The sequence below is a fragment of the Methylorubrum sp. POS3 genome (assembly GCF_043352485.1).
In the GTDB taxonomy this organism is placed as follows: Bacteria; Pseudomonadota; Alphaproteobacteria; order Rhizobiales; family Beijerinckiaceae; genus Methylobacterium; species Methylobacterium suomiense.
Window position 1 is genome coordinate 1,234,078 of the sequence record NZ_JAPRBT010000001.1, and the last position, 20,621, is coordinate 1,254,698.

Consider the following 20,621-nt stretch of genomic DNA (forward strand, 5'->3'; position numbering starts at 1 on the left):
GGTGCGACAGGCGGTGAACGCGATGCCGCAACCGGACGCGAAGTGATTCATAACAAATGTTGCAATTTTTCGTTGAAGGACGAAGATGCCGCCTACAAGCTTGAGCGCGACGACGGGAGCGTGCGGGAATGGTGCGGCGTGCGATCTGGGTGCTGGGTCTGTTGCTCCTCGGCCTCGTCAGCCTGTCCGCGGCACGCGCCAACGAGGCGAACGATCAGGAGGGCCTACGGGCCTATCGGGAAGCGATCCTCCCGATCCTCATGGAGCGGTTGGAAAATCTCCGGCATCGCCCGCCGGCCGGAATGGTCGCGGTTCGTTTCACGATCGGGCGGGATGGCGTGGTGACGCGATCGGAAATCCAGGCGTCGTCGGGCCACAAGATGACCGACCGCGTCGCTCTGACGATCGTTCCGGTCGGGCTGAAGCTCCCGCCCCTCCCGGCCGCGGTGCTTCCGAAACTCACCGTCACGGTGCCCCTGCGATTCCACGCGCGGCCGGCCGTCATGCCGGCGGAAATGGCGGCCTACCAGCGTGAGCTCGACCTCTTCTTTCGCCGCCGGATCGACGGGCTTCCCGTCTCCACATTCGCCCGGCAATGGATCCAAATGCGCTACACGGTCGAGCGAGACGGCACCGTGTCGAAATCGGAGATCGATCGGTCCTCCGGGCTTCGGCCCGTGGACGATCTAGGCCTCCGGATCGTCCCGGTCGGGCTCAAGGTGCCGCCGCCGCCGAAAGGCTTGGGACCACTCGAATTGACGCTGTCGCTCTCGATCAAGGAGACGAGGTGGATCATCAGTCGCGGCGGTCCGTTCCAGTCCCATCCTTCTTGAACCGGTCTTTCAGGCGCCGCCATTGCCGCTCGATCCAGAGGGCGGTCTTCTCCATCGGCACCTTGAGCGCCGGCACGTCCTGCGCCAGCAAAGCGAGGCCGAGGGGCAGCATCCACAGGCCGAGCACGGGCAGGATCGAGAAGATGCCGCCCAGGATCAGCAGAATCGCGGCCACGACCCGAACGGGAAAGCGGGCGGGCTCCCGCAGCCATGCGACGATCCGTTGGCCGCGCTCCGGCAGCTTGGCACAGGCGCGATCGACCCGCGCGTCCCAATCCTTCGCGGTGACCGCCTGCGCCGTGACCGTCATGGTTCCGTCTCCCGCTCCATCCATGCCCGCCATATGGCGATGCGAAGGGAAAACGTCAGGTCGCGATGAAAAGGCCGGCGATGGCCGCGCTCGTGAGGTTGGCGAGCGTGCCGGCCAGGATCGCGCGCAGGCCGAGGCGGGCGATCTCGGCCCGGCGTTCGGGCACGAGGCTCGTGAAACTCGCGAGCTGGATCGCCACCGAGGTCAGGTTGGCGAAGCCGCACAGGGCGAAGCACACGATCGCCGCCGTACGCGGATCGAGCGTGCCGGCCTTCAGGGTCGGCGAGAGGGTGGCGTAGGCCAGGAACTCGTTGAAGGCGATCTTCTGGCCGATGGCACCGCCGACGAGGCGCGCCTGCTCCCACGGCGCCCCGAGCAGCCAGGCCAGGGGGGAGAGCAGCCATCCGAGGATGCCCTCGATCGACGTGTCGGGAAAGCCGGCAAGCCCGCCGATCCATCCGATCAGGGCGTTGAGCAGGGCGATCAGCCCGACGAAGGCGATCAGCATGGCCCCGACCGCGACCGCCACGCCGAGGCCCTTCTGGGTGCCGTCCGCGGCGGCCTCGATCAGGTTGGCCGCCCGTGCTTCGCCGAACTCGACGCGCGTCGTCAGAACGCGGGACGGTTCCTCGGAGGGGAACAGGATCTTGGCGTAAAGGAGCCCGCCGGGAATCGCCATGAACGAGGCCGCCAGCAGGTACTCCATGGGGACGCCGAGGGCGGCGTAACCGGCCAGGATCGAGCCGGCGGTGGAGGCGGCCCCGCTTGTCATCACGGCGAAGAGCTCCGCGCTCGTGAGAAGCGTCAGGAACGGCCGAAGGGCGACCGCGATCTCGCTCTGGCCGATGAAGATGGTGATGACCGCCGAGAACGACTCGATCGAGGACGTACCGAGCAGGCGCCGCAATCCCGCGCCGAGGACGCGCGCGAGGCGCTGCATCAGCCCGAGATGGTAGAGCACGCCGATCAGCGCCGAGACGTAGAGGATCTGCGGGAGGACCCGCAGCGCCAGGATGAACCCCGAGCCCCCGAACAGCTCGAACATCCGCGGCTCGACGAGGCCGCCGAACAGGAAGGCGGTGCCCTTGTCGCCGAAGGACAGGATCGTCGTGACGAGTCCGGCAACGCGCTCGAGGCCCGCCCGCCCGGCCGGCACGAACAGGATCAGCGCTCCGATCCCGACCTGAAGCGCGAGTGCCGCCAGCACGACCCGTGGCCGGACCGCCCGCCGGTTCAGGGAGAACGCGAACGCTACTGCGAGGAGCAGGGCGATGCTCGCGCCGGCATGGAGCAATCTGTCGAGCATCTGTTTCTGCGCGGGCCCGAACCATCCGTATCGGGCGCATGCGCGATCCATCTCGGGATCGCAAGGGCGCGATTTCCGACGATCCGGGAGACTGCGCTGCGGTTTGCTCGATTCGGATGCGCGTTGATCGTCGCGAACGCCGCGCCCACAGGCGAAACCTCTCCTGGGCGGCGGGTTCGAGCGACGCTCCCGGTCGATTCCGCCTCAGCCCGTCCGAACGCCTTCGACGATCGAACGGGCCGTTTCCCTAGCGACAGGGCACGCCGGGCGGGCAGCCATGTCCCCCGCCATTCCCGCCCGGAGGCGGGCCCGGACGCGGCATGGCCTGTTGGCGCTGCATCATCTGCTGCTGCTGGCGCGCCGCCTGTTGCGCCGCTTGCTGCGCCTGCATCTGTTGCTGACGTTGAGCTGCAGCCTGCTGCGCCTGCATCTGCTGACGCTGGGCGGCCTGCTGCGCTTGCATCTGTTGGCGCTGGGCGGCTGCCTGCTGCGCTTGCATCTGCTGCTGACGCTGGGCGGCTGCCTGCCGGGCTTGATCCGCCTGTTGCTGCTGACGCTGGGCGGCTGCCTGCCGGGCTTGATCCGCCTGTTGCTGCTGACGCTGGGCTGCCGCCTGCCGGGCTTGATCCGCCTGCTGCTGCTGGCGCTGAGCCGCCGCCTGCCGGGCTTGATCCGCCTGTTGCTGCTGGCGTTGAGCGGCCGCCTGCCGGGCCTGATCCGCCTGCTGCTGACGCTGCTGCGCGGCCTGGGCTTGCTGATCCTGGATCTGCTGACGGCGCTGGGCGGCCGCATCCTGCCGCTGCTGGGCGGCGCTCGGCTGGGAAGCGTTGGGCTGAGCGAGGCCGGCCGGTGCAGGGCCTGGCCTGCCGGCCTGCTGGGGCGCGGGCCGGTCGGGTGCCTCGGCACCCTGCGGGCTGACACCTTGCGGCCGGCCGGCGGGGCTGGCCGTCGGACTGCCGGGGGGGGCTTGGCGCCCGGCCTGCTGCGGCGGCAGCGGCTGTCCGTTCGCGCCGGGCAAGGGCTGGCCCGGTTGGGCCCGTCCGGGCGCGGCGTCCGGGCGGGCCGGAAGCGGCTGTCCCGTCGCAGGACGTGCGGCCTGCTGCGGGGGCAGCGGCTGCCCGTTCGCGCCGGGCAGAGGACGGCCCGCCTGCTGCGGAGCCGGCTGATTGGTGGCCGGGGCGCTGGGCTGACTCGGGGTGGCCGGCTGGGCGACGCCCGGACGGCCGGGCTGCGCCGGGAGCGGCTGGCCGTTCGCTCCCGGAAGGGCCTGGGCCGGCGGGTTGCGACCGGCAACGCCCAGGGGCGTATTCGGCTGGCCGGGCTGGCTCTGTACCGCGTTCGGCTGCGCCACACCGGGGCGGCTGGCTTGCGGCGGCACGGGCTGGGGCTGGCCCGCCTGCTGCGGCGCCACTTGGCCTGGGACGGAGCCCGGCAACGGCCCCGAGCGCCCCGGCTGAGCGGTGTTGGGCTGTGCGGTTCCCGGTTGCGGGTTGCCGGACTGCGCAGTGCCGAACGAGCCCGGCGTTCCCGGGGCCGAATTCGTCGGCGGGCTGCGCAGGGCCGCTTTCTGTGCCACCGCCGGGGGCAGAGCCACGCGGGCCGCCGCCGCACCGATCGCGGCGCCGGCCACCGCCCCCGCCCCGGCAGCGAGCCCCGGCGAGACGGCCGGTGCGGAGCCGGGATCGCGGGAAATGGCGATGTTCCGCTCGTTGATGGTGTTGATGACCGTGACGTTGTGGATGTTCTGATAGATGACGTTGTTCGGCGGCGGCTCGACATAGGTCGGCGCGCTGACATAGGTCGGCACGGGCACGAAGAGCGGCGTCGGCAAGGCGTAATAGGCCACCGGCGGCGGCGGCGGCGCGAGTTCGACGATGTAGGCCGGCGGCGGCGGCAGGAAGATCGGCGGCGGTGGCGGCGGCGGCGCGAACGCGTAGATCGGATCATCCAGATAGAGCGCCGGGCGCTCGACATAGACGATCTCCTCCGGCGGGGGCGGCGGAACGTCGTAGCTGATCGCCACGAAGCGCGGCGGCGGTTCGAGCGCGGCCGAGAGTTGGCGCAGGCGGCGGCGCGCGTCCCAGGCGTGCGGTCCGCGCGGGTACCGGTCGAGATAGGACCAGTAGGCGTCCCGGCTGTCGGCCATCCAGGTGCGGCGCCACGTCACCGCCTCGCGGCGGGCGGCGATGAGGGCGCGCACGCGCTTGGCCATGTCGTCGCGGGGATAAGCCTGGACGAATTCCTGGTAGCCGTCGATCGAGTCGCGCTGCAGGCAGACCGCGTAGGCATCGCGGGCGCCGATCTCCCGAAGCGGACGCGCGCGCAGGGACGCCACTTCCTCGGGCCGACCGATCGCGGGCGCATCCGCCGCACGCTCGAAGAAGGAGAAGCGTGCGTCGATCCGAGAGGAGTGCCAGGGCACTTCGGCACCCTTGGTGGTCTCGTCCACGCGCAGGCGCACCCGATCGAACACCTGAGCCGGGGCGAGGCCGCCCTCACGGATCATCTCGACGAGGGCCGTGGCGTAGGCGCCGTAGGGACCCTTCTCGTCCGGGCCGACCGTGCCGGGGCTGGCATTGAAGGCGATGAGCGAGCCGGGCTCTGCCTCGGTCAGGGCGAGGCCGCCCGCGAGGGGGTCGCCGGTCCGGGCGAAGGGGGCGTTGCGCGCCCCGTCCAGCACAACGAAGCGGGCGGCGAGCGGCAGGGCGGCGAGCTGGCGGGTATAGTCGGACAGGCGCAGCGCCCGGGACGGCACGTCGGCGGCGGCCGGGATGCGGGCATCGACCGGCACGAAGTAGTTCTCGCCCGCGAGTTGGAGGCCGTAGCCCGCGAGGTAGACGAAGGCGACCGTGTCGGGACCGGAACTCTGCGCCTTATCGGTGAAGTCGCGCAGGGCCTTGCGCAGGGAATCCTCGTCGAGGTCGCGGGCACCCACCACGTCGAAGCCCGCGGCCTGCAGCGTCTGCGCCACGAGGCCGGCATCGTTGGCGGGGGTGGCGAGGGCACCGGCCTCGTAGGCCGCGTTGCCGATCACGAGGGCGATGCGCTTCTGGCTTCGCGCGGTGTCCTGGGCCGAGGCCGACAGCCCCGGCGCAAGGCCAATCACCACACAGAGCAGGGCTGCGAGGATACGGGACGACCAGGACATGGACGCATCTCCTGCCCGGCGCGCATCCGCGTCGGGTCGTTACCGCATTGAAATCGCGCGGCTTGAATGCTGACTGAACACCAAGTTCGGCGTTTTCAGGATGGGGTTGCGCGCTCTAGCGAAAAGTCCAAACGCACGATTTCTTGATCTCGGCGTCTTCGAGATCGCGTGTGACCGGGACTTCATAGGTCGCGAGTGGTACCAGCCGCTCTCGCGGCAAGTAGGAACGGCCCGGATCGCCGATGAGAACAGTGCGACCGGCCGCGTGTAGCCTTGCTAGCCAATCCCCGACCGCTTGGCCGAGGTCGCGTTCATAAAAGACGTCCGCCGCCAGCACGCACTCGGCATCGCTCCCGATCAGGTCCGCGCCGGTCGTCGCGATCCGGTCGGCGACGCCGTTGACGGCGGCGTTGAGGGGGATGGCGTGGAGCGCGAAGGCGTCGAGATCGCTCGCCAGCACCCGTGCGGCGCCGGCCTTGGCGGCCGCGATGGCGACGAGACCCGATCCGGAGGCGAAATCGGTGACGGATCGCCCCGCCACCGTCTCCGGATGGTCGAGGATGTAGCGGGCCAGCGCCTGCCCGCCGGCCCAGGCGAAGGCCCAGAAGGGCGGCGGCAGGCCGATCGCCTCCAACTCCTCCTCCGTCTTCTGCCAGAGCGCCGTCGCCTCGTCGGCGACATGCAGCGCGATCTCCGGCGCGTGCGGCACCGGCCGCAGGCGGGTGTGGGAGCGGATGAAGGCGAGGGGGGCGCGGGCGGGCGTCACGATGCGAGAAGCTCCGCGTAGATCGTCGCGACGGAGGCCGCGACCGCCGCCTCGGTGTAGCCGTCTTCCAGGATCCGCGTCCGCGCCGCCGCGCCCATCCGTGCCACCCGATCCGGATCGGCGGCGAGCTGGGTCAACGCCGCCGCGAGGGCGTCCACGTCACCCGGCGGCACCAGCACACCCTCGACCCCGTTTCGCACCAGGGCGCGGCAGCCCGGTACGTCGCTGGTCAACAGGGCGCGCCCGCAGGCGGCGGCTTCGAGGAGCGTACGCGGCAGGCCCTCGCCGCCGCGCGAGGGCAGGCAGCCGACATGATGGGCCGCGAACGCTCCGGCCACGTCGCGGGTGGGCCCGTGCCAGGTCACGCCGTCGCCGGCCCACCCGCGCAGGGTGTCTTCCGGAATCGCCCGGCGGTTCGACGGATCGGGCGCGCCGTAGAGCGAGAGTTCGACCGCCGCGCCCCCGGCGCGGGCGCGGCGCACCGCCTCCACCGCCACGTCGATGCCCTTCGACCACAGCATCCGCGCCACGATGGCGATCCTGAGCGGGGAGGGGGGCGGAAGCGGGCGGGGCGCGAAGGCGTCGGGATCGACGCCCGCGCCGCCGACGATCGTGACCGCGGTGTCGGATGGATCGAGGCCGAGGGCGCGGGCGTCGTCCGGATTCTCCAGGAGGAAGCGGGTCTGGCGGCTCGCCAACGGTCCCCGGATCAGGCCCTTGAGGGCGAGCCGCGACAGGCGGCCGGTGGCATCCTCACGGGCACCGAGCAGGCCGAGGCCGGTCAGAGCGAAGACCCGGCGGGGAATGCCGGCCATCGCCGCCGCCGTTCCCCCGACCAGGATGCCGCGCAGGGCGATGCAGTGGACGATGTCGGCGTTCAGGGCCTTGAGGATGCCGGAGAGCTGGCCCGCGGCGTAGCCCGCCGTCATCGGGTTGAGGCTGGAGCGCTCGGCCTCCAGCGGCACCACCCGGACGCCCTCCGCCTCGATCACGGCGCGGTGCTCGCGCACCCGCGTCACCACCGCGACCGACAGCCCCATGCCGATCGCCGCGCGGGCCATCGGCAGAAAGTGCGAGGCGAAGAACCAATCCTCCGTGACGACGAAGACGAGGGTCCTGCGGGCATGCGATGCGCTCATCCGCTGGCCATAGCACGGCCGATCCCCCGGCAAGGAGCGGACGCTGCGCATCGTCCCGGAACAGGCCGCCCCGTCTTCCCGTTCTCGTTCAACGTCGCAGAGTCGTGAATAGAATGAGGCGGGAGGTCGCCATGCTGTCGGACGGGGGCGGGGCCGGAGTGGCCGAGCCGCGCGAGGCCGCCCGCGAGGCGGGATTGCGCTACGTGGACGACACCCGGCCGGGCCTGCGGCGCAAGCGCAGCGGCAAGGGGTTCCGCTATCTGGACACCAAGGGCGCGCCGATCCGGGACGCGGCGGAGATCGAACGTCTGAAGAGCCTCGCGATCCCGCCGGCCTATACCGATGTCTGGATCTGCCCGCATGCGAACGGCCATATCCAGGCGACGGGCCGCGACGAGAAGGGGCGCAAGCAGTACCGCTATCATCCCCGTTTTCGCGAGGCGCGGGAGGCCTCCAAGTTCCATCGGATCATGGCCTTCGCCGAGGCGTTACCGGGTATCCGCGCCCGGATCGACGCCGATATGAGCCAGCGCGGCCTCAAGCGGGAGAAGGTGCTGGCCACCATCGTTCACCTGCTCGAGACGACGCTGATCCGTGTCGGCAACGACGATTATGCCCGATCCAACAAGAGCTACGGCCTCACCACCCTGCGCGATCCGCACGTGAAGATCGCGGGTTCGGAGATGCGCTTCCGCTTTAAGGGCAAGAGCGGCAAGGAATGGTCGGTCTCGGTGCGCGACCGTCGTGTCGCCCGCATCGTCAAGGCGTGCCAGGATCTGCCGGGGCAGGAGCTGTTCCAGTATCTCGACGACGCGGGTGAGCGTCGCGACGTCACCTCGTCCGACGTCAATGCCTATCTGCGCGAGATCACGGGCGAGGATTTCACCGCCAAGGATTTCCGGACCTGGGCCGGGACCGTCCTGGCGGCTCTGGCCCTGCGCGAGTTCGAGGCCTTCGACAGCGAGGCCGGCGCCAAGAAGAACCTGCGGGCGGCGATCGAGGGCGTGGCGGCCCGGCTCGGCAACACCCCGACCATCTGCCGCAAATGCTACATCCACCCCGAGATCCTCGGCTGCTACCTCGAAGGTGGGCTGCTCCTGCAGATCAAGGACGCGGTCGAGGGGGAATTGCGCAACGGCCTCGATACCCTTCGCCCCGAGGAAGCGGCGGTGCTCGGCCTGTTGCGCGGCCGTCTCGCTGAGGTGACCGCACCGGACGCGCCGCGTCGAACCGGCAAGCGGAAGGGCACGACGGCGGCCAAGCGAACCGCGACCGAGAAGGCGGCGTAAGGGGTTCGCTCGCCTCTCCTTCCCGGCAAACCCGCCGTGAGCCTCGCTCAGGTGGGCCTCGTCAGGGTGGAGGGATCGTGAGCCGGGCGGAAGCTCACGCCTTGCGCTGGACGATCACGCCGTACCAGCCGAGGCCGCGATAGGTTTCGTAGCCCGGCGTGCGGTGAAAGGCCGTGACGGTGCCGGCGGCATCGCGAACGGTGCCGCTCTCGCGGGTTCCGGGATCGAAGGCCAGCGTATCCGTGAGGACGCCGCCCCCATCCGAGGCGGCGAGGATGCGCCGGGTGGCATCGACCAGCAGTACGCGGGTGCGGGCCCGGTCCTCGGCGCCGATGCGAACGCCCTGGACGATCGCCCGCGCTTGACGCTCCCAGTCGAAATGGATGGCAAGCACGCCACATGGGGAGCCCGTGCCCGATCCGTCGTGGATCGGCGCCGCGTAGGTCGCGACCGGCGCGCCGTCGAGCAGCTTTTCGGCACGAACCTCACCGGCCACGTAGGCATCGCTCCCACGCTGCGCGATCGCCGTGCGGAACCAGGATTCCCGAGCGACGTCGTGCCCCCGAAGGGCCGGGTAGCGATCGGGGCGGCCATTGGCCAGAACGGTGCCGTCGCGCCCGCACAGCCAGATGTCTAGATAGACGGTATAGGCCGAGAGAATGACCCCCAGACGCTCGGTGGCGAAGGCGGCCGCGGCGGCGTCGGGATGGGCCGCGCAGGCGACGACGGATGGATCGGTCGCCCACCAGCGCACGTCGCAGGTCCGCTCGTAGAGATTGCGGTCGATGAGTTCGACGGCGTTGAGAGCGAGGTCCGTCAGGCGCTCGCCCTGCGCGTCCTCGCTGACCGCATCGGTGGCGCGCTGCAACGCGGTGATGCGGGCCGAGAGCTGCGTCTCCAGCTCGCGCGACAGGGTCTCGACCGCCGTCCCGATGGCCCGCACCTCCTGCGCCACCACCGAGAAGCCGCGTCCCTGTTCCCCGGCGCGGGCCGCCTCGATGAGCGCATTGAGTGCCAGCATCTTGGTCTGGGCGGTGATCCGCTGAATCTGCCCGATCTTGTCCTGAGCAATGCGACCGACCTCGGCGGTGAGCGCCGGAATCGTTCCATCCCCCGCGGCAGGAGTCTCATCGATCTGCCACGACAGCAACTGCCGGTGTACTTGCATCCGTCGACCTTCCCGTACTCGGCGAAGATTGGTCGATCGTATTAAAATATCGATAAATGCAGTTTTGATCCGTATCGTTCGGTATCGGCCGTGCGGCCTAGTCCGAAAGATCGGACGCGTCGTCAGAGCCCCGCCGCATGGATCGCGTGACGCGCTGGCGATCGCGGCGGCTCCGTGTCGAGCACGGGCTTGAGGCCGAGCTGCCGTGCGAGGGAGACGAGGTCCTTGAGGCGGCCGGTCTGGGTCTTGCGGCGCAGATTGAGCCGGTGCGTCTCGACGGTCCGCACGCTGAGCGACAGCCGGCGGGCGACCTCCTTGTTGCTGAAGCCGGCGCTGAGGAACCGTAGCACTTCCGCCTCACGCGGCGTGAGGGCGACGGGATCGGCCGTCTTCTCGCAAGGCTCCGTCCCGAGGCGATCCGCCGACGGCGCCATGCCGCTGAGCGCCAGGAGAGCGGCGCAGATCTCGCGAGCCGGACTGCTGCGTCCGACGAAGGCGTCGGCGCCGGCCGCGATCAGCTGGAACATCGCATTCGCATCGAGGCTGCGGAACGCCACCAGCACCCGTAACCAGGGGCGTCCGTCGCGCAGGGCCGCGATCCGGGCGCAGCCCGCCTCGGGCTCGGCCTCATGGACGAAGACGAGGGCGACCACGGGTCGCCCGTCGATCATGAGGTCATCGTCCTCGCCGACCGTACGAAGCGTGGGCTCATGTTCCAAGATGGCGCGCTGGGTCGCGTCGAGGCCCGGCGGCTCGTCGATGATGAGAACGTCAACGGCTGAACTCATGCCGCTCCCCCTTCCGTGTCGGCGCGAGACGGCGCCGCATCGTACGGGAGACAGAACAAGAGTCGTTCCAGGCGTTTAGGGCCGGTTCAGGGGGGTGAATCGTCTATTCCGGAGAAAATACCGAGGTCACCTCGAAGCGACTGTCCCGCTTCGGAACGCCCCGTGGGACATGTGCCGCGCCAGCGATCCGTGACGACAGCCGGGTGCTCAGCCCGTCCGAGCCAGCACGAGGTCGTTCATGGCCGAGACCACGCGGTTGCGGCCGCTTGTCTTGGCTTCGTAGAGGGCGATATCGGCCCGCTTCAGCAATCCCTCGACGGTCTCGCCCTCACCCCATTCGCTGACGCCGAAAGAGCAGGTGAGGCGCACCGGCCCCCGGGGGGAACGGATGCGCAAGTCCATCGCCTTGAGGCGCAGGCGATTGGCCAAGCCCTCCGCCTCGGTCAGGCTATGGCCGGGCAGGACCACGGCGAATTCCTCGCCTCCGAGGCGTCCGGCAATGCCCGCCTCCTCGATCAGGCTGCTCACGGCCTTGATCGCCACGTCGCCGATATCGTGGCCGTACTCGTCGTTGATCCGCTTGAAATAATCGATGTCGAGGAGGATGGCCGAGAGCCGGCCGAACGAGCCCGCGCGCTCCGCCGCCTCGTTGGTGCGCTGGAGGAAGGCACGGCGGTTCAGAAGGCCCGTGAGCGAATCCGTCTCGGCGAGGCGGATCAGTTCGCTCTGGAGGCTGGTGAGACGCTCGGCGGCGCGCAGACGAGCCTGCAGTTCCTCCGCACCCGGCGGCTTGTCGATGAAATCGTCCGCGCCGCTGTCGAGAGCCTCGGACAGGTTGCGGGCGTTGCGCACCGAGGACATCACGATGATCGAGAGCGGCCGGCTGGCCTCGGCCAGCAACCGGGCCGACCAGCACAATTCCAGCCCGGACAGAGGACGGACCTCGAGGCTCGTGATGAGCGCCCGCACACGGGGATTGTCGGTGACGTAGGCCAGGGCCTCTGCCGAATCGGTGAAGGGAGTCACGACATGGCCGCGCGGCTCCAGCATCCCAGCGACGACCTTGAGGATGACGCGGCTCGAATCGACGATGACGATGTGCACGATCTTCCCCTGTCCCGTCGGGCGGATCGTGCACAAGACTTCTTAACGGGCGGTCACGAGATGCTGCCGGTTTCGTGCGGCGCGGTCGGTTACCGCGATGGCACGCGGACCGAGACGACCTGAGCGCCGCTGCCCTCGATGGCCGATCGTTCGGCGGCGCCGATCCCGGCCTGAGGGCCGACATCGGTCCAGCGGCCGTCATTTCTACGGGATACGACCTTGGCGCTCCGGCGGGGCAGAAGACGGGTCTGGGCACGGCCCTGGCGCTCGATCACGTAGAGCGCCGGGCGCGCCGACGGTGCCTCGCGGATGCCGGCGACCGTCGGCACACCGTAGGTGCCGTAGCCCCAGGCGGGCGGTACGAGGCGACTCGGGCTGGGAACGCGGGTGAAAGGTGCACCGATATAGGCGCCGCTGACGGCGTTGCCCGCGAAGGCGTAGCTGGGGGCGCCGTAAACGGGCTGCCCGTAGCCGCCATACGACAGAGGCTGGGCCGTCGCACTCCCGCAGGCAAGCGCGAGCAAGGCACCCGCAACGAGGAGGCGGGCGGGGCGTCGGGGCTGGGTGGGCATCGGCTCTCCGGATAGGCGCGCCGCCCGGGCGGCGACTCGGGGGATCAAATCCGTCTGCCCATGCTCGTTCCGGCCCAAGGTTCGGCGCCAGCGATGCAGATTGCGGAGAGGGCCGCGATCAGCGGCAGATCGTGACGCGGCGGACGAGCCAACCCTCGCCCTCGATCCAGAGGCGCCGCCGCAGCTTGCTGCAATTGGCACCGTCATCCTCGGCTTCTGCTTCGGCGGGGCGAATGTCGGAGACGGGGCGAACCTGCGTCGCCTCCGCCATTTGCCGCGTGTCGCGATCGCCGCCTGGAGCGGCCATCGCCGTGGCCACACCCATGCCGAACAGGACAAGGCCGAGACCGGCCGCGGCGGAAAACTTGGAGGTCATGATCAATTGCCTGCGCGCCAAACTGGGGCGCGCTCCCTGTGCTCGCTGCGCACGGGCCGATGACCTGCTCCGCAAGCCACGCCGTGCCTTTGCCTATCAATCCCTGACCGGCCGGCATGGTTTCGCCCCGGATCGGAAAAGAGGCGGAAATTTGTCCGCCTGGCGGGACAAGCGTGCATTCGCCGCGAGGCTGCGAGGCTGAGGAATGCTTGCCGCGCCGTCGCGAAGAGTTGTAGGGCAGATCACGCGTGAACATTAACCGAATCGTTGCCGATCAGACGATCACGCGACTTGTTTAGAATCGTTTCAAATCCTCCTTTGCGTTGTTTTGCTTGAGGATTTTTAATCAAGCGACGGGCTCAGCGGGGCCGTGTCTCTTTCCGTCTCAAGCCGGCACGCCCGCTGTCGGAGCGAACCCAGGAGTCGTCGATATGGAAAATGGATCGACCTTCGTACAGGCCTTCACGATCCTGTTCCGCGAAGGGTTGGAGGCGATGTTGGTGATCGCGGCTCTCGCCGCCTTCCTGCGGCGGGCCGGTGCGCCCGACCGGATCGCACCGATTTATATGGGTGCGCTCGCAGCCGTCGTCGCAAGCCTCGGAACGGCCTGGGTGTTCCAAGTCTTCTACGACGGTAACCACAGCGATCTGTTCGAGGCGGTCGTCATGGTCGCCGCCGCCATCCTCATGTTCTACATGAGCGGTTGGATGTTCGTGCGACAGGATCCGAAGGCCTGGCAGGCGGATCTGAACCGGCTGGCCGAGCGGGCCCTGGGGGCCGGCACCGTTCTGTCGCTCGCGGGCATCGCCTTCCTCGCGGTCTTCCGCGAGGGCGCCGAGACGATCCTGTTCCTGCATGCTCTCGCTAAGGGCGGCAGCGGCTTCGACACGGCGCTGCTGTCCGGTCTCGCAGTCGCCACCGTGGCGCTGGCCGCGATGTTCGTGGCGATGCAGTGGCTCGCCTTCCGCTTGCCGTTGCGGCCGATGTTCGTCGTGACCTCGGCCTTCCTGTTCCTGATGGGCCTGCGCATGATCGGGCAAGCCTTCCAGGAGGTGCAGGAGCAGCAGCTGATCTCCTACACCACCGAGGGCATGCCGGCCTTCGTGTCCGAATGGGACCTCAGCAACGGCAGCTGGGAAGCCCTCGGAACGCAGCTCGCCATCCTCTTCATCGCGATCGTCGCCGGTCTGCTGACGCTGCGGCGTCGGGGAACGGACGGGCCGCTCCCGGTCGCCTCGCGCTGAAGCATCAGGGCGCGTCGCTGGCGGAGACGCTGATCATCGGCAGCGTCACTTCCAGCGCCGCGCGGGGTGAGAAGGATGGGATGGCGGTCACCGCCAGGACGAGGGCGAGACTGAGAACGAGAAGCGAGGTCTCGACGCCGCGATAGAGCTGATCCATGGGACACTCCCGGCTCGCGGGGTCGAATCGGCCCCGCGTCCGGCTCAGGATCGGCCGCAATGGTATCCAAAGCGTCAATCAGGACGGGAGCCGGGGCCGCTTCGCCCGCTCGGATCGAAGCGCTGCGATCACTGGGCAGGCTGCAGGCCCTCGCAGCCGTGAGGAACTGACGCGGACTGACAGGCCCGCGCTCCGCCCCGTGAACCATCATGGCCGCGGCCCTCACGCCTGGGACAGATTCCTGGCTCCAGACCCATGCTTGCGCAGTTTCGCCGACCGTATCGGGACGCGCCCCAACCGGTAGCGCCCATAGGCGCAGTCACCGCAATTTCTTGAAAGAGACTGTCACCGGGCATGCTGGCCCGGCCCCTCCTTCCCGGCCGCGCCCTGTTTTGACCGGCGAATGCGAAGGAACTGCTGCCGAAGCGATCCCGCAGTCCTCAACGCGGATTGAGCCCGCTGCTCTCGGTGGCCGCGAGGCTCGGAGGATCAGGAAGAAGTCGCTTCCCCGTCGCGAAGCGATTCAGGCGCGCCTCGGATGAGGCCTGGACGCGTGGAACTGCGGGTCTTGTCGTCGGCCTCGTGCGGGGTTGTCATTCCCGAGCCGCGGCATGGAAGGTCGCGCGGGCCGGCCGCGCGAGATCGCCATCAAAGCCGGTTCAACGGCGAAATCGCGAAGCAATCGCCACGAATCCGAAAGCGAGAGCGGACTTCGGGGAGGTGGCCTAAACTTCCGGAATTGTCCCGCCCTCGTCAGTGTACCGCTCGCATGCATCGGTGTTTGAAGGGCACGCGAGACGGGGCAGGGGTCATGACATGCCGGGAGGCCGGCCGCTCACGCCCGCCCGGCGGGCACCATGGTGGCGAGGTCCGCGGCGGCCGGAGGATGCATCAGGCCGGCGGCCAGCATCGCTTCGAGCATGATCAGGTCGGCTTCGGGGTCTGGCTCCCAGCCGCAGGGGCAGGTTCCATGGGGGCCATGCGCCGCGGCGACCTGCCGGTAGAGGGCGCCGACCGTCCGGGCGGCGCATTCCAAGGCGGCCATGGCCGGCATCGGCCGTTGCTGAAGCGCCTGCCAGAACGCCACGGTGAGGGCACGCTCCAGAGCCGTCTGAGCCCTGCTCTCGGCCGAGGGGGCCTGTGTGACCTTGGCTTGCGAGGAGCCGCTCATGCCCAGAGCCTCCGGCGCGGGGTAGCGTCGCCAGGTTCCAATCCGATCAGGGCTTCGAGTCCGGCCCGGCTCAGGCCGAGGGAGGACCCGTCCCACCACATGCTGCGCAAGCCGTCGAGCAAGGTTTCGAGCATGGGCTCGGATCGCGCCGGAAGCGTTTCCGCAGCAGGCCGCGTCGAGCGGGGGCGGGACGACGATGGAAAGCTGAAGATGTGCGCCATAACCTGATGATGGCGCGCGTTTTCCCATCATCGCAAGTCCTGCGGAAAACATTGGAAGAGCTTTAACTTGCTCTGGCTCGCCGGGGTACCATTCTCAATTTAGAAGAATTCAATCGGTCCTGAAAAGACGCCATTTTTCGGCGGTTTGAGACGTCGCACAGGGCGCGCTCATCGGACGGGTCGGTCGAAGGCGGTTTGCGGGAACGGTTCGCGCGCGAGGGTGAAGTGCCACCACTCCTGTGGATAGGGGGTAAAGCCCGCGCGAATCATGGCCGCGCGCAGGCGCCTGCGATGGGCGCGCGCCGTTGCGCTGACCCGCGGAGAGTCGGTGGCCGAGGCCTCGTCGAACAGGTCGAACGGCGTGCCCATATCGAGTTCGGCGCCGTCGGCACGCCGCACCAGGGTCAGGTCCACGGTCGAGCCGCGGGAATGGGACGAGCGTTCGGCGATGTAGCCGAGGCGGAACAGATCCGCCTTGTCGATCCGAGGATAATAGTCAGCCTTCATCCGGATCTCGGCCGGATCGCGGGCCCAGGTGGCGAAATCCGCCACCGCCTGAACCGGCCGGTAGCAGTCGAACACCTTGAGCCCCAGGCCCTCCGGCGCGAGATCGGCCTGGACCTGGGCGAGCGCCCGGGCGGCCGGCGGCGTCAGCAGGCAGCGGGGGGCCTCGTAGCCGGCGATGGGGCGGCCGACGAAATTGTTCGAGCAGGCATAGCGCATCTCGACGGTGAGCCCGGGCACGATCCCGGCCGCATCGACGAAGGGATCGGCCCCGGCAGGGTCGGCGCCGGCCAGGGCCAGCAGCGTCAGGCTCGCCCGCATCACCCCCGCCATGCCAGCAACCCTGCTCCGAGAGCGATCAGGGCGACGCCGAGCCAGTGATGCGGCGCGAGCCGCTCGCCGAGAAAGGCGGCTCCGAACAGCGCGACCAGCACGACGCTCAGCTTGTCGAGGGGGGCGACGCGAGAGGCCTCGCCGAGGCTCAGCGCCCGGAAGTAGCAGAGCCACGAGGCGCCGGTGGCGAGGCCCGACAGAACGAGCAAGCCGACGGTCCGGCCGGGCAGGCGGGCCAGGTCTGGAACCTGCCCGGCCCAGACGACGATGCCGCCGGTCAGGGCGAGGATCACCACGGTGCGCAGGAAGGTGGCCACATCGGGCGGTACGCCCTCGACGCCGGCCTTGGCGAGGATCGCGGTCGCCGCGGCGAAGGCGGCCGAGAGAAGAGCCCAGAAGCGACAGGACGAGAACAGGTCGCTCATGGGTGCATCCCTCACAGCAGGTGCCGCATGGCCACGAGCGCCAGGGCGAGGCCGGCGATGCCGGCCAGCACCGAGACCAGCACGTAGGCGAGCGCCGCACCCCAATCGCCACGCTCGATCAACGTGACGGCTTCGAGCGAGAAGGTCGAGAAGGTGGTGAAGCCGCCGAGCACGCCGGTGGCCAGGAAGAGCCGCGCCTGGGGTGGGCCGCCACGCAGGGCGAACCACCCGGTGACGACACCCATCAGCACCGAGCCGACCACGTTGATGGTGAGGGTCCCCCAGGGAAAGGCTTGGCCGAAGCGCAAGGCCGCGCCGTTGACCCCGTGGCGCAGGACGCCGCCGAGGCCCGCGCCGAGGAAGACCAGGAGGGTGTTCACGACAGGTCCGCACTCCATGCCAAGGTCACACCGGACCCCGAGCAAGGCCGGTGCCGGAGGCATCATGCCGGGTCCGGCACCGTCGGCGAGGCGCACAAGCCCGCCCCGCGACGATATCGAGATCGCGAGCGCTGGTTTGGCCCGGTGTTAAGGCTTCACGCCGTGCACGACGATGAAGAGGTCGACATTGCGCTGCCCGATCCCGTGGAAGCCGGCGCGGGTGAGATAATTCACGAGTTCCTGCGGCGTCGAGGTCTTGCTCACGAAGGGCGGGCGGTTCTCGGGCGGGAAGGACAACAGGTGTTCGAAGAAGGCCCACCCCCCGTCATCCAGGGCGTTGACGTTGTCGACGAGCAGCCGACCGCCGGGGCGCAGCACCCGGAACGCCTCGCGGACGTAGCGGTAGCGCTCCCATTCCTCGAGATGCATGAACACGACGGTGCAATAGACCAGATCGACCGAGGCGTCGGGGATCGGCGCGAGGTCGTGGCCGCTGATTTCGATCGCCTCGGCATTCGGCAGGTCGGCCAGCCGGCGGCGCATATGCCCGACCATCTTGGACGAGACATCCGCCCCGATCCATCGCTTGCAGCCGGGGGCGAGCACGGCGCCGACCCGCCCGACGCCCGCACCGATCTCCAGGATCACGTCGTCCGGCTTCAGCCCGACGGTGTCCTCCAGCATGGCCTTCGTCTTGAGGCCATGGCTGCGGTACATACCCTCGTCGAGATAGCCGCTCACCGCCATCTTGGCGCTGTCTTCCGTCTCGGCCAGCGCCTCCCAGGTGCGCTTGTACTCGTGCCGGAATGGCGGCGGCGGGGGCGGCGGCGCGGTCTTGGCGAAGCGGCGTCTGATCTTTCGCAGAATGCGGCGCATACCCTCGTTCCGGCCCCTGTCCTCGCCCTTGTCTTGAGCTCGTGTCCTGAGCCCTCGTCCCGGCTCAGCCGGCCCTGACAGGCCGCCCTCTTCGCAGCAAACGCAGCCCCGGTAAACCGTAACCCCGAACGGGTGGAAGCGTCTTCGTTTCGTGCTGTCTCGTACGGACAGGCGCTTGCCGATCACGAGAACGGCCCGAACGCTCACGCGTCGGGCCGCTCCGAGTATTCTGCGTCAAAGGCCGCTCAGCCTTCGGCGACGATCTTGTCGATGGTGATCGGGAGGTGGCGGATACGCTTGCCGGTGGCGTGGAACACGGCGTTCGAGATCGCGGCGGCCACGCCGACGATGCCGATCTCGCCGAGGCCCTTCACGCCGAGCGGGTTCGCCTTGTCCTCCTCATCGACGAAGATCACATCGATGTCGTGGATGTCGGCGTGGACCGGCACGTGATACTCGCCGAGATTGTGGTTCATGAAGCGGCCGATGCGGTGATCGAGCATCGACTCCTCATGCAGCGCCGAGCCGATCCCCATGACGATGCCGCCCAGAATCTGGCTGCGCGCCGTCTTCGGGTTGAGGATTCGGCCCGCCGCGATCGCCGAGACGACGCGGGTGCAGCGCAGGACGCCGAGTTCCTCGTCGATCTTCACTTCGGCGAAGATCGCGGAATGGGTGTAGGCGTTGTACGCCTCCTCGAAGTCCTTGTCCGGCGCAGCTTCGGCGGTCGCCTCCAGCCGTTCCGTCCCGGTCGCCTTCAGGATGTCCGTGAGGGCGACGCCCTTCGAGGGATCGCCGGCGACCTCGATGCGCCCGCCGGTGAAGACCGCGCGCTCGAAATCGACGTTGGCGAGGGGCGAGTTGTCCATGCCGCGCGCCAGCTTGAACGCCTGCTCGGCGATATCGCGGCAGGCCTTCATGACCGCCGTTCCGGAGGACGCGGCGGTCCATGAGCCGCCCGCCACCGGTGCCTGGGCGAGCTTGGTGTCGCCGAGCTTCGTCGTGACGTGATCCATCGGCAGGCCCAGGGTGTCGGCGGCGATCTGGGTCAGGATCGTGTAGGTGCCGGTGCCGATGTCGCCGGTCTGATTGCCGACTTCCAACCGCCCGTCCGCACCGAGCACGGCCCGCGCGCTCGACTGCATCATCATCGATTCCCAGATGCCCGTCGCCATGCCCCAGCCGACGAGTTCGCGGCCGTCGCGCATGGAGCGGGGCTCGGGTTGACGCTTGTCCCAACCGAACCGCTCGGCACCCTGACGGAATGCCTCCCTCAACTCCTTCGAGCCGAACGGCTTGTCCTCGGTCTGATCGCCTTCCGTGTAGTTCTTGAGTCGGAGCTGCACCGGATCCTGCCCGGTGGCGTGGGCGAGTTCGTCCATCGCCGTCTCGATGGCGAAGACGCCGGTCACGGCACCGGGGGCCCGCATGTCGCCGGGCGTCGGCGTGTCGAGCTTGGTCAGGCTGTAGGTGAGCGCAACGTTGTCGCAATCGTAGAGAACGCCCGACCAGTTGACGATCACCTCTTGGTAATCCTCGTAGGTCGAGGTGCCCTGAACCGCGTCGTGCTTGAGCGCGGTGAGCTTGCCCGAGCGGTCGGCCCCGAGGGAGACCGTCTGGATCGCCTCGGAACGGTAGGTGAAGGACCACATCTGGTCACGGGTCAGCGTCACCCGGACCGAGCGGCCGAGATCCTTCGCGGCCAGCATCGCCAGGAACAGCTGATATTGCGGCCGTAGACCCGAGCCGAAGCCACCGCCGAGATAGGGGTTCAGAACCCGCACCTGCTCCGGCTTCAGGCCGAAGGCGCCAGCGATGTAGTCGTGGGTGTTCGAGACGCCCTGGATCTTGTCGTAGACCGTGTAGGTGCCGTCCTTCTCCACCACGACGGTGGAGGCGTGCGGCTCCATCGGGTTGTGGTGCTCGTCGGCCATCCGGTACTGCGCGTTCACGCGGATCTCGGACGTGTCGAACGCCTGTGCGGCATCGCCCCACGGCTCCGGCGGCGGCTTGATGCCGGATCGCTTCATCGGCGGATCGTAGGACGCGCCCGATTGGGCGGTGAGGTCGGTGAGGGGCGCTGCGGTCTCGTACTCGACGCGCACGAGGGAGGCGGCGTAGCGCGCCGTCTCGAAATCCTCGCCCACGACGAGGGCGATCGGCTGGCCCGAATAGACGATGCGGTCGCTCGCCAAGGCTTGGAACGGCGCGCCGGGAGGCGCCACCGCGTCCTGGTAATCCTCCGGCTTCTGCGACGTCGCCGGGCGGTTCTGGTGGGTGATCACCTTGACGATGCCGGGCACGGCTTCGGCCGCGGCGGCGTCGATGCGCTTGATGCGGCCCTTGGCGATGGCGCTCGAGACGACGACGCCGTAGGCGAGGTCGGGAGCGGCGAATTCACCGGCATATTTGGCGAGGCCGGTCACCTTGGCCGGGCCGTCGACGCGGCTGATGGCTTGGCCGACGAAACGGTCGCGGCCGGCCGCCGGGCTGAACTGGACGGTCATGGAC

Annotated in this window: 20 protein-coding genes; 3 read left to right on the plus strand and 17 right to left on the minus strand. The window is 69.0% G+C overall.

What is annotated here, in order from left to right:
* Positions 1-128: 128 nt before the first annotated feature.
* The gene (locus OWC43_RS05760; protein WP_393956018.1) at positions 129-833 is read left to right on the plus strand and encodes an energy transducer TonB; all 705 of its coding nucleotides are present in this window, start codon (positions 129-131) and stop codon (positions 831-833) included.
* Here the strand turns inward: OWC43_RS05760 and OWC43_RS05765 are convergent.
* From OWC43_RS05765 to OWC43_RS05785, 5 genes are all read right to left on the minus strand, one after another.
* Positions 796-1,143 (minus strand): hypothetical protein, encoded by a 348-nt coding sequence (locus OWC43_RS05765; RefSeq protein WP_171015375.1) that lies wholly within the window; start codon positions 1,141-1,143, stop codon positions 796-798. The two genes, OWC43_RS05760 and OWC43_RS05765, sit on opposite strands and share 38 nt — an antisense overlap.
* A gap of 55 nt (positions 1,144-1,198) precedes the next feature.
* Complete coding sequence (locus OWC43_RS05770; protein WP_393956019.1) at positions 1,199-2,449, minus strand: NupC/NupG family nucleoside CNT transporter; 1,251 nt, start codon at positions 2,447-2,449, stop codon at positions 1,199-1,201.
* A 247-nt stretch (positions 2,450-2,696) separates the two neighbouring features.
* Positions 2,697-5,597 carry a caspase family protein gene (locus OWC43_RS05775; RefSeq protein ID WP_393956020.1) on the minus strand — a complete coding sequence of 967 codons (2,901 nt, stop codon included), beginning with the start codon at positions 5,595-5,597 and terminating at the stop codon, positions 2,697-2,699.
* A gap of 115 nt (positions 5,598-5,712) precedes the next feature.
* Positions 5,713-6,363, minus strand: a complete 651-nt coding sequence (locus OWC43_RS05780) for a class I SAM-dependent methyltransferase (RefSeq protein WP_393956021.1) — start codon at positions 6,361-6,363, stop codon at positions 5,713-5,715.
* Complete coding sequence (locus OWC43_RS05785) at positions 6,360-7,502, minus strand: glycosyltransferase family 4 protein (protein ID WP_393956022.1); 1,143 nt, start codon at positions 7,500-7,502, stop codon at positions 6,360-6,362. Before OWC43_RS05785 ends, OWC43_RS05780 begins: the two co-directional genes overlap by 4 nt.
* 131 nt (positions 7,503-7,633) lie before the next feature.
* Here OWC43_RS05785 and OWC43_RS05790 point away from each other — a divergent pair, with 131 nt between their 5' ends.
* A complete protein-coding gene (locus OWC43_RS05790; protein WP_393956023.1) occupies positions 7,634-8,791 on the plus strand; it encodes a DNA topoisomerase IB in 1,158 nt (385 codons plus the stop codon).
* Positions 8,792-8,885: 94 nt separating this feature from the next.
* Here OWC43_RS05790 and OWC43_RS05795 read toward each other — a convergent pair whose 3' ends face one another.
* From OWC43_RS05795 to OWC43_RS05815, 5 genes are all read right to left on the minus strand, one after another.
* Positions 8,886-9,959 (minus strand): methyl-accepting chemotaxis protein, encoded by a 1,074-nt coding sequence (locus OWC43_RS05795; RefSeq protein WP_393956024.1) that lies wholly within the window; start codon positions 9,957-9,959, stop codon positions 8,886-8,888.
* 122 nt (positions 9,960-10,081) lie between these two features.
* A complete protein-coding gene (locus OWC43_RS05800) occupies positions 10,082-10,747 on the minus strand; it encodes a LuxR C-terminal-related transcriptional regulator (protein ID WP_393956025.1) in 666 nt (221 codons plus the stop codon).
* A 207-nt stretch (positions 10,748-10,954) separates the two neighbouring features.
* Positions 10,955-11,851, minus strand: a complete 897-nt coding sequence (locus OWC43_RS05805; protein WP_393956026.1) for a diguanylate cyclase — start codon at positions 11,849-11,851, stop codon at positions 10,955-10,957.
* A gap of 89 nt (positions 11,852-11,940) precedes the next feature.
* On the minus strand, positions 11,941-12,423 hold the full coding sequence (locus OWC43_RS05810) for a hypothetical protein (RefSeq protein WP_393956027.1): 483 nt from the start codon (positions 12,421-12,423) through the stop codon (positions 11,941-11,943).
* Between the two features lie 118 nt (positions 12,424-12,541).
* Positions 12,542-12,799, minus strand: a complete 258-nt coding sequence (locus tag OWC43_RS05815) for a hypothetical protein (RefSeq protein ID WP_393956028.1) — start codon at positions 12,797-12,799, stop codon at positions 12,542-12,544.
* Positions 12,800-13,230: 431 nt separating this feature from the next.
* Between OWC43_RS05815 and OWC43_RS05820 the strand changes: the two genes are divergently transcribed.
* On the plus strand, positions 13,231-14,043 hold the full coding sequence (locus tag OWC43_RS05820) for an FTR1 family protein (RefSeq protein ID WP_393956029.1): 813 nt from the start codon (positions 13,231-13,233) through the stop codon (positions 14,041-14,043).
* 4 nt (positions 14,044-14,047) lie between these two features.
* On the opposite strand, the gene OWC43_RS05825 is transcribed toward OWC43_RS05820, so the two are convergent.
* The 7 genes from OWC43_RS05825 to OWC43_RS05855 all read right to left on the minus strand — a co-directional run bounded on the left by OWC43_RS05825 (position 14,048) and on the right by OWC43_RS05855 (position 20,617).
* Entirely contained in the window at positions 14,048-14,200 is a 153-nt protein-coding gene (locus OWC43_RS05825; protein ID WP_393956030.1) for a hypothetical protein, read from the minus strand.
* 835 nt (positions 14,201-15,035) lie between these two features.
* A complete protein-coding gene (locus OWC43_RS05830) occupies positions 15,036-15,371 on the minus strand; it encodes a hypothetical protein (RefSeq protein ID WP_137827458.1) in 336 nt (111 codons plus the stop codon).
* 389 nt (positions 15,372-15,760) lie between these two features.
* Positions 15,761-16,417 (minus strand): M15 family metallopeptidase, encoded by a 657-nt coding sequence (locus OWC43_RS05835; RefSeq protein WP_393958501.1) that lies wholly within the window; start codon positions 16,415-16,417, stop codon positions 15,761-15,763.
* Positions 16,417-16,854 (minus strand): EamA family transporter, encoded by a 438-nt coding sequence (locus OWC43_RS05840; RefSeq protein ID WP_393956031.1) that lies wholly within the window; start codon positions 16,852-16,854, stop codon positions 16,417-16,419. Before OWC43_RS05840 ends, OWC43_RS05835 begins: the two co-directional genes overlap by 1 nt.
* An 11-nt stretch (positions 16,855-16,865) precedes the next feature.
* Positions 16,866-17,252 carry a fluoride efflux transporter CrcB gene (crcB, locus tag OWC43_RS05845; protein WP_171015373.1) on the minus strand — a complete coding sequence of 129 codons (387 nt, stop codon included), beginning with the start codon at positions 17,250-17,252 and terminating at the stop codon, positions 16,866-16,868.
* Between the two features lie 129 nt (positions 17,253-17,381).
* Entirely contained in the window at positions 17,382-18,110 is a 729-nt protein-coding gene (locus OWC43_RS05850) for a class I SAM-dependent methyltransferase (protein WP_393956032.1), read from the minus strand.
* Positions 18,111-18,355: 245 nt separating this feature from the next.
* Entirely contained in the window at positions 18,356-20,617 is a 2,262-nt protein-coding gene (locus OWC43_RS05855) for a xanthine dehydrogenase family protein molybdopterin-binding subunit (RefSeq protein ID WP_393956033.1), read from the minus strand.
* Positions 20,618-20,621 lie beyond the last annotated feature (4 nt).

Bases quoted from the DNA above. Each gene is read 5' to 3' on its own strand.
- OWC43_RS05760 (WP_393956018.1), top strand. From the start codon at position 129: ATGGTGCGGCGTGCGATCTGGGTGCTGGGTCTGTTGCTCCTCGGCCTC.
- OWC43_RS05765 (WP_171015375.1), bottom strand. From the start codon at position 1,143: ATGACGGTCACGGCGCAGGCGGTCACCGCGAAGGATTGGGACGCGCGG.
- OWC43_RS05770 (WP_393956019.1), bottom strand. From the start codon at position 2,449: ATGCTCGACAGATTGCTCCATGCCGGCGCGAGCATCGCCCTGCTCCTC.
- OWC43_RS05775 (WP_393956020.1), bottom strand. From the start codon at position 5,597: ATGTCCTGGTCGTCCCGTATCCTCGCAGCCCTGCTCTGTGTGGTGATT.
- OWC43_RS05785 (WP_393956022.1), bottom strand. From the start codon at position 7,502: ATGAGCGCATCGCATGCCCGCAGGACCCTCGTCTTCGTCGTCACGGAG.
- OWC43_RS05790 (WP_393956023.1), top strand. From the start codon at position 7,634: ATGCTGTCGGACGGGGGCGGGGCCGGAGTGGCCGAGCCGCGCGAGGCC.
- OWC43_RS05795 (WP_393956024.1), bottom strand. From the start codon at position 9,959: ATGCAAGTACACCGGCAGTTGCTGTCGTGGCAGATCGATGAGACTCCT.
- OWC43_RS05800 (WP_393956025.1), bottom strand. From the start codon at position 10,747: ATGAGTTCAGCCGTTGACGTTCTCATCATCGACGAGCCGCCGGGCCTC.
- OWC43_RS05810 (WP_393956027.1), bottom strand. From the start codon at position 12,423: ATGCCCACCCAGCCCCGACGCCCCGCCCGCCTCCTCGTTGCGGGTGCC.
- OWC43_RS05815 (WP_393956028.1), bottom strand. From the start codon at position 12,799: ATGACCTCCAAGTTTTCCGCCGCGGCCGGTCTCGGCCTTGTCCTGTTC.
- OWC43_RS05820 (WP_393956029.1), top strand. From the start codon at position 13,231: ATGGAAAATGGATCGACCTTCGTACAGGCCTTCACGATCCTGTTCCGC.
- OWC43_RS05825 (WP_393956030.1), bottom strand. From the start codon at position 14,200: ATGGATCAGCTCTATCGCGGCGTCGAGACCTCGCTTCTCGTTCTCAGT.
- OWC43_RS05830 (WP_137827458.1), bottom strand. From the start codon at position 15,371: ATGAGCGGCTCCTCGCAAGCCAAGGTCACACAGGCCCCCTCGGCCGAG.
- OWC43_RS05835 (WP_393958501.1), bottom strand. From the start codon at position 16,417: ATGCGGGCGAGCCTGACGCTGCTGGCCCTGGCCGGCGCCGACCCTGCC.
- OWC43_RS05840 (WP_393956031.1), bottom strand. From the start codon at position 16,854: ATGAGCGACCTGTTCTCGTCCTGTCGCTTCTGGGCTCTTCTCTCGGCC.
- crcB (WP_171015373.1), bottom strand. From the start codon at position 17,252: ATGGAGTGCGGACCTGTCGTGAACACCCTCCTGGTCTTCCTCGGCGCG.
- OWC43_RS05850 (WP_393956032.1), bottom strand. From the start codon at position 18,110: ATGCGCCGCATTCTGCGAAAGATCAGACGCCGCTTCGCCAAGACCGCG.
- OWC43_RS05855 (WP_393956033.1), bottom strand. From the start codon at position 20,617: ATGACCGTCCAGTTCAGCCCGGCGGCCGGCCGCGACCGTTTCGTCGGC.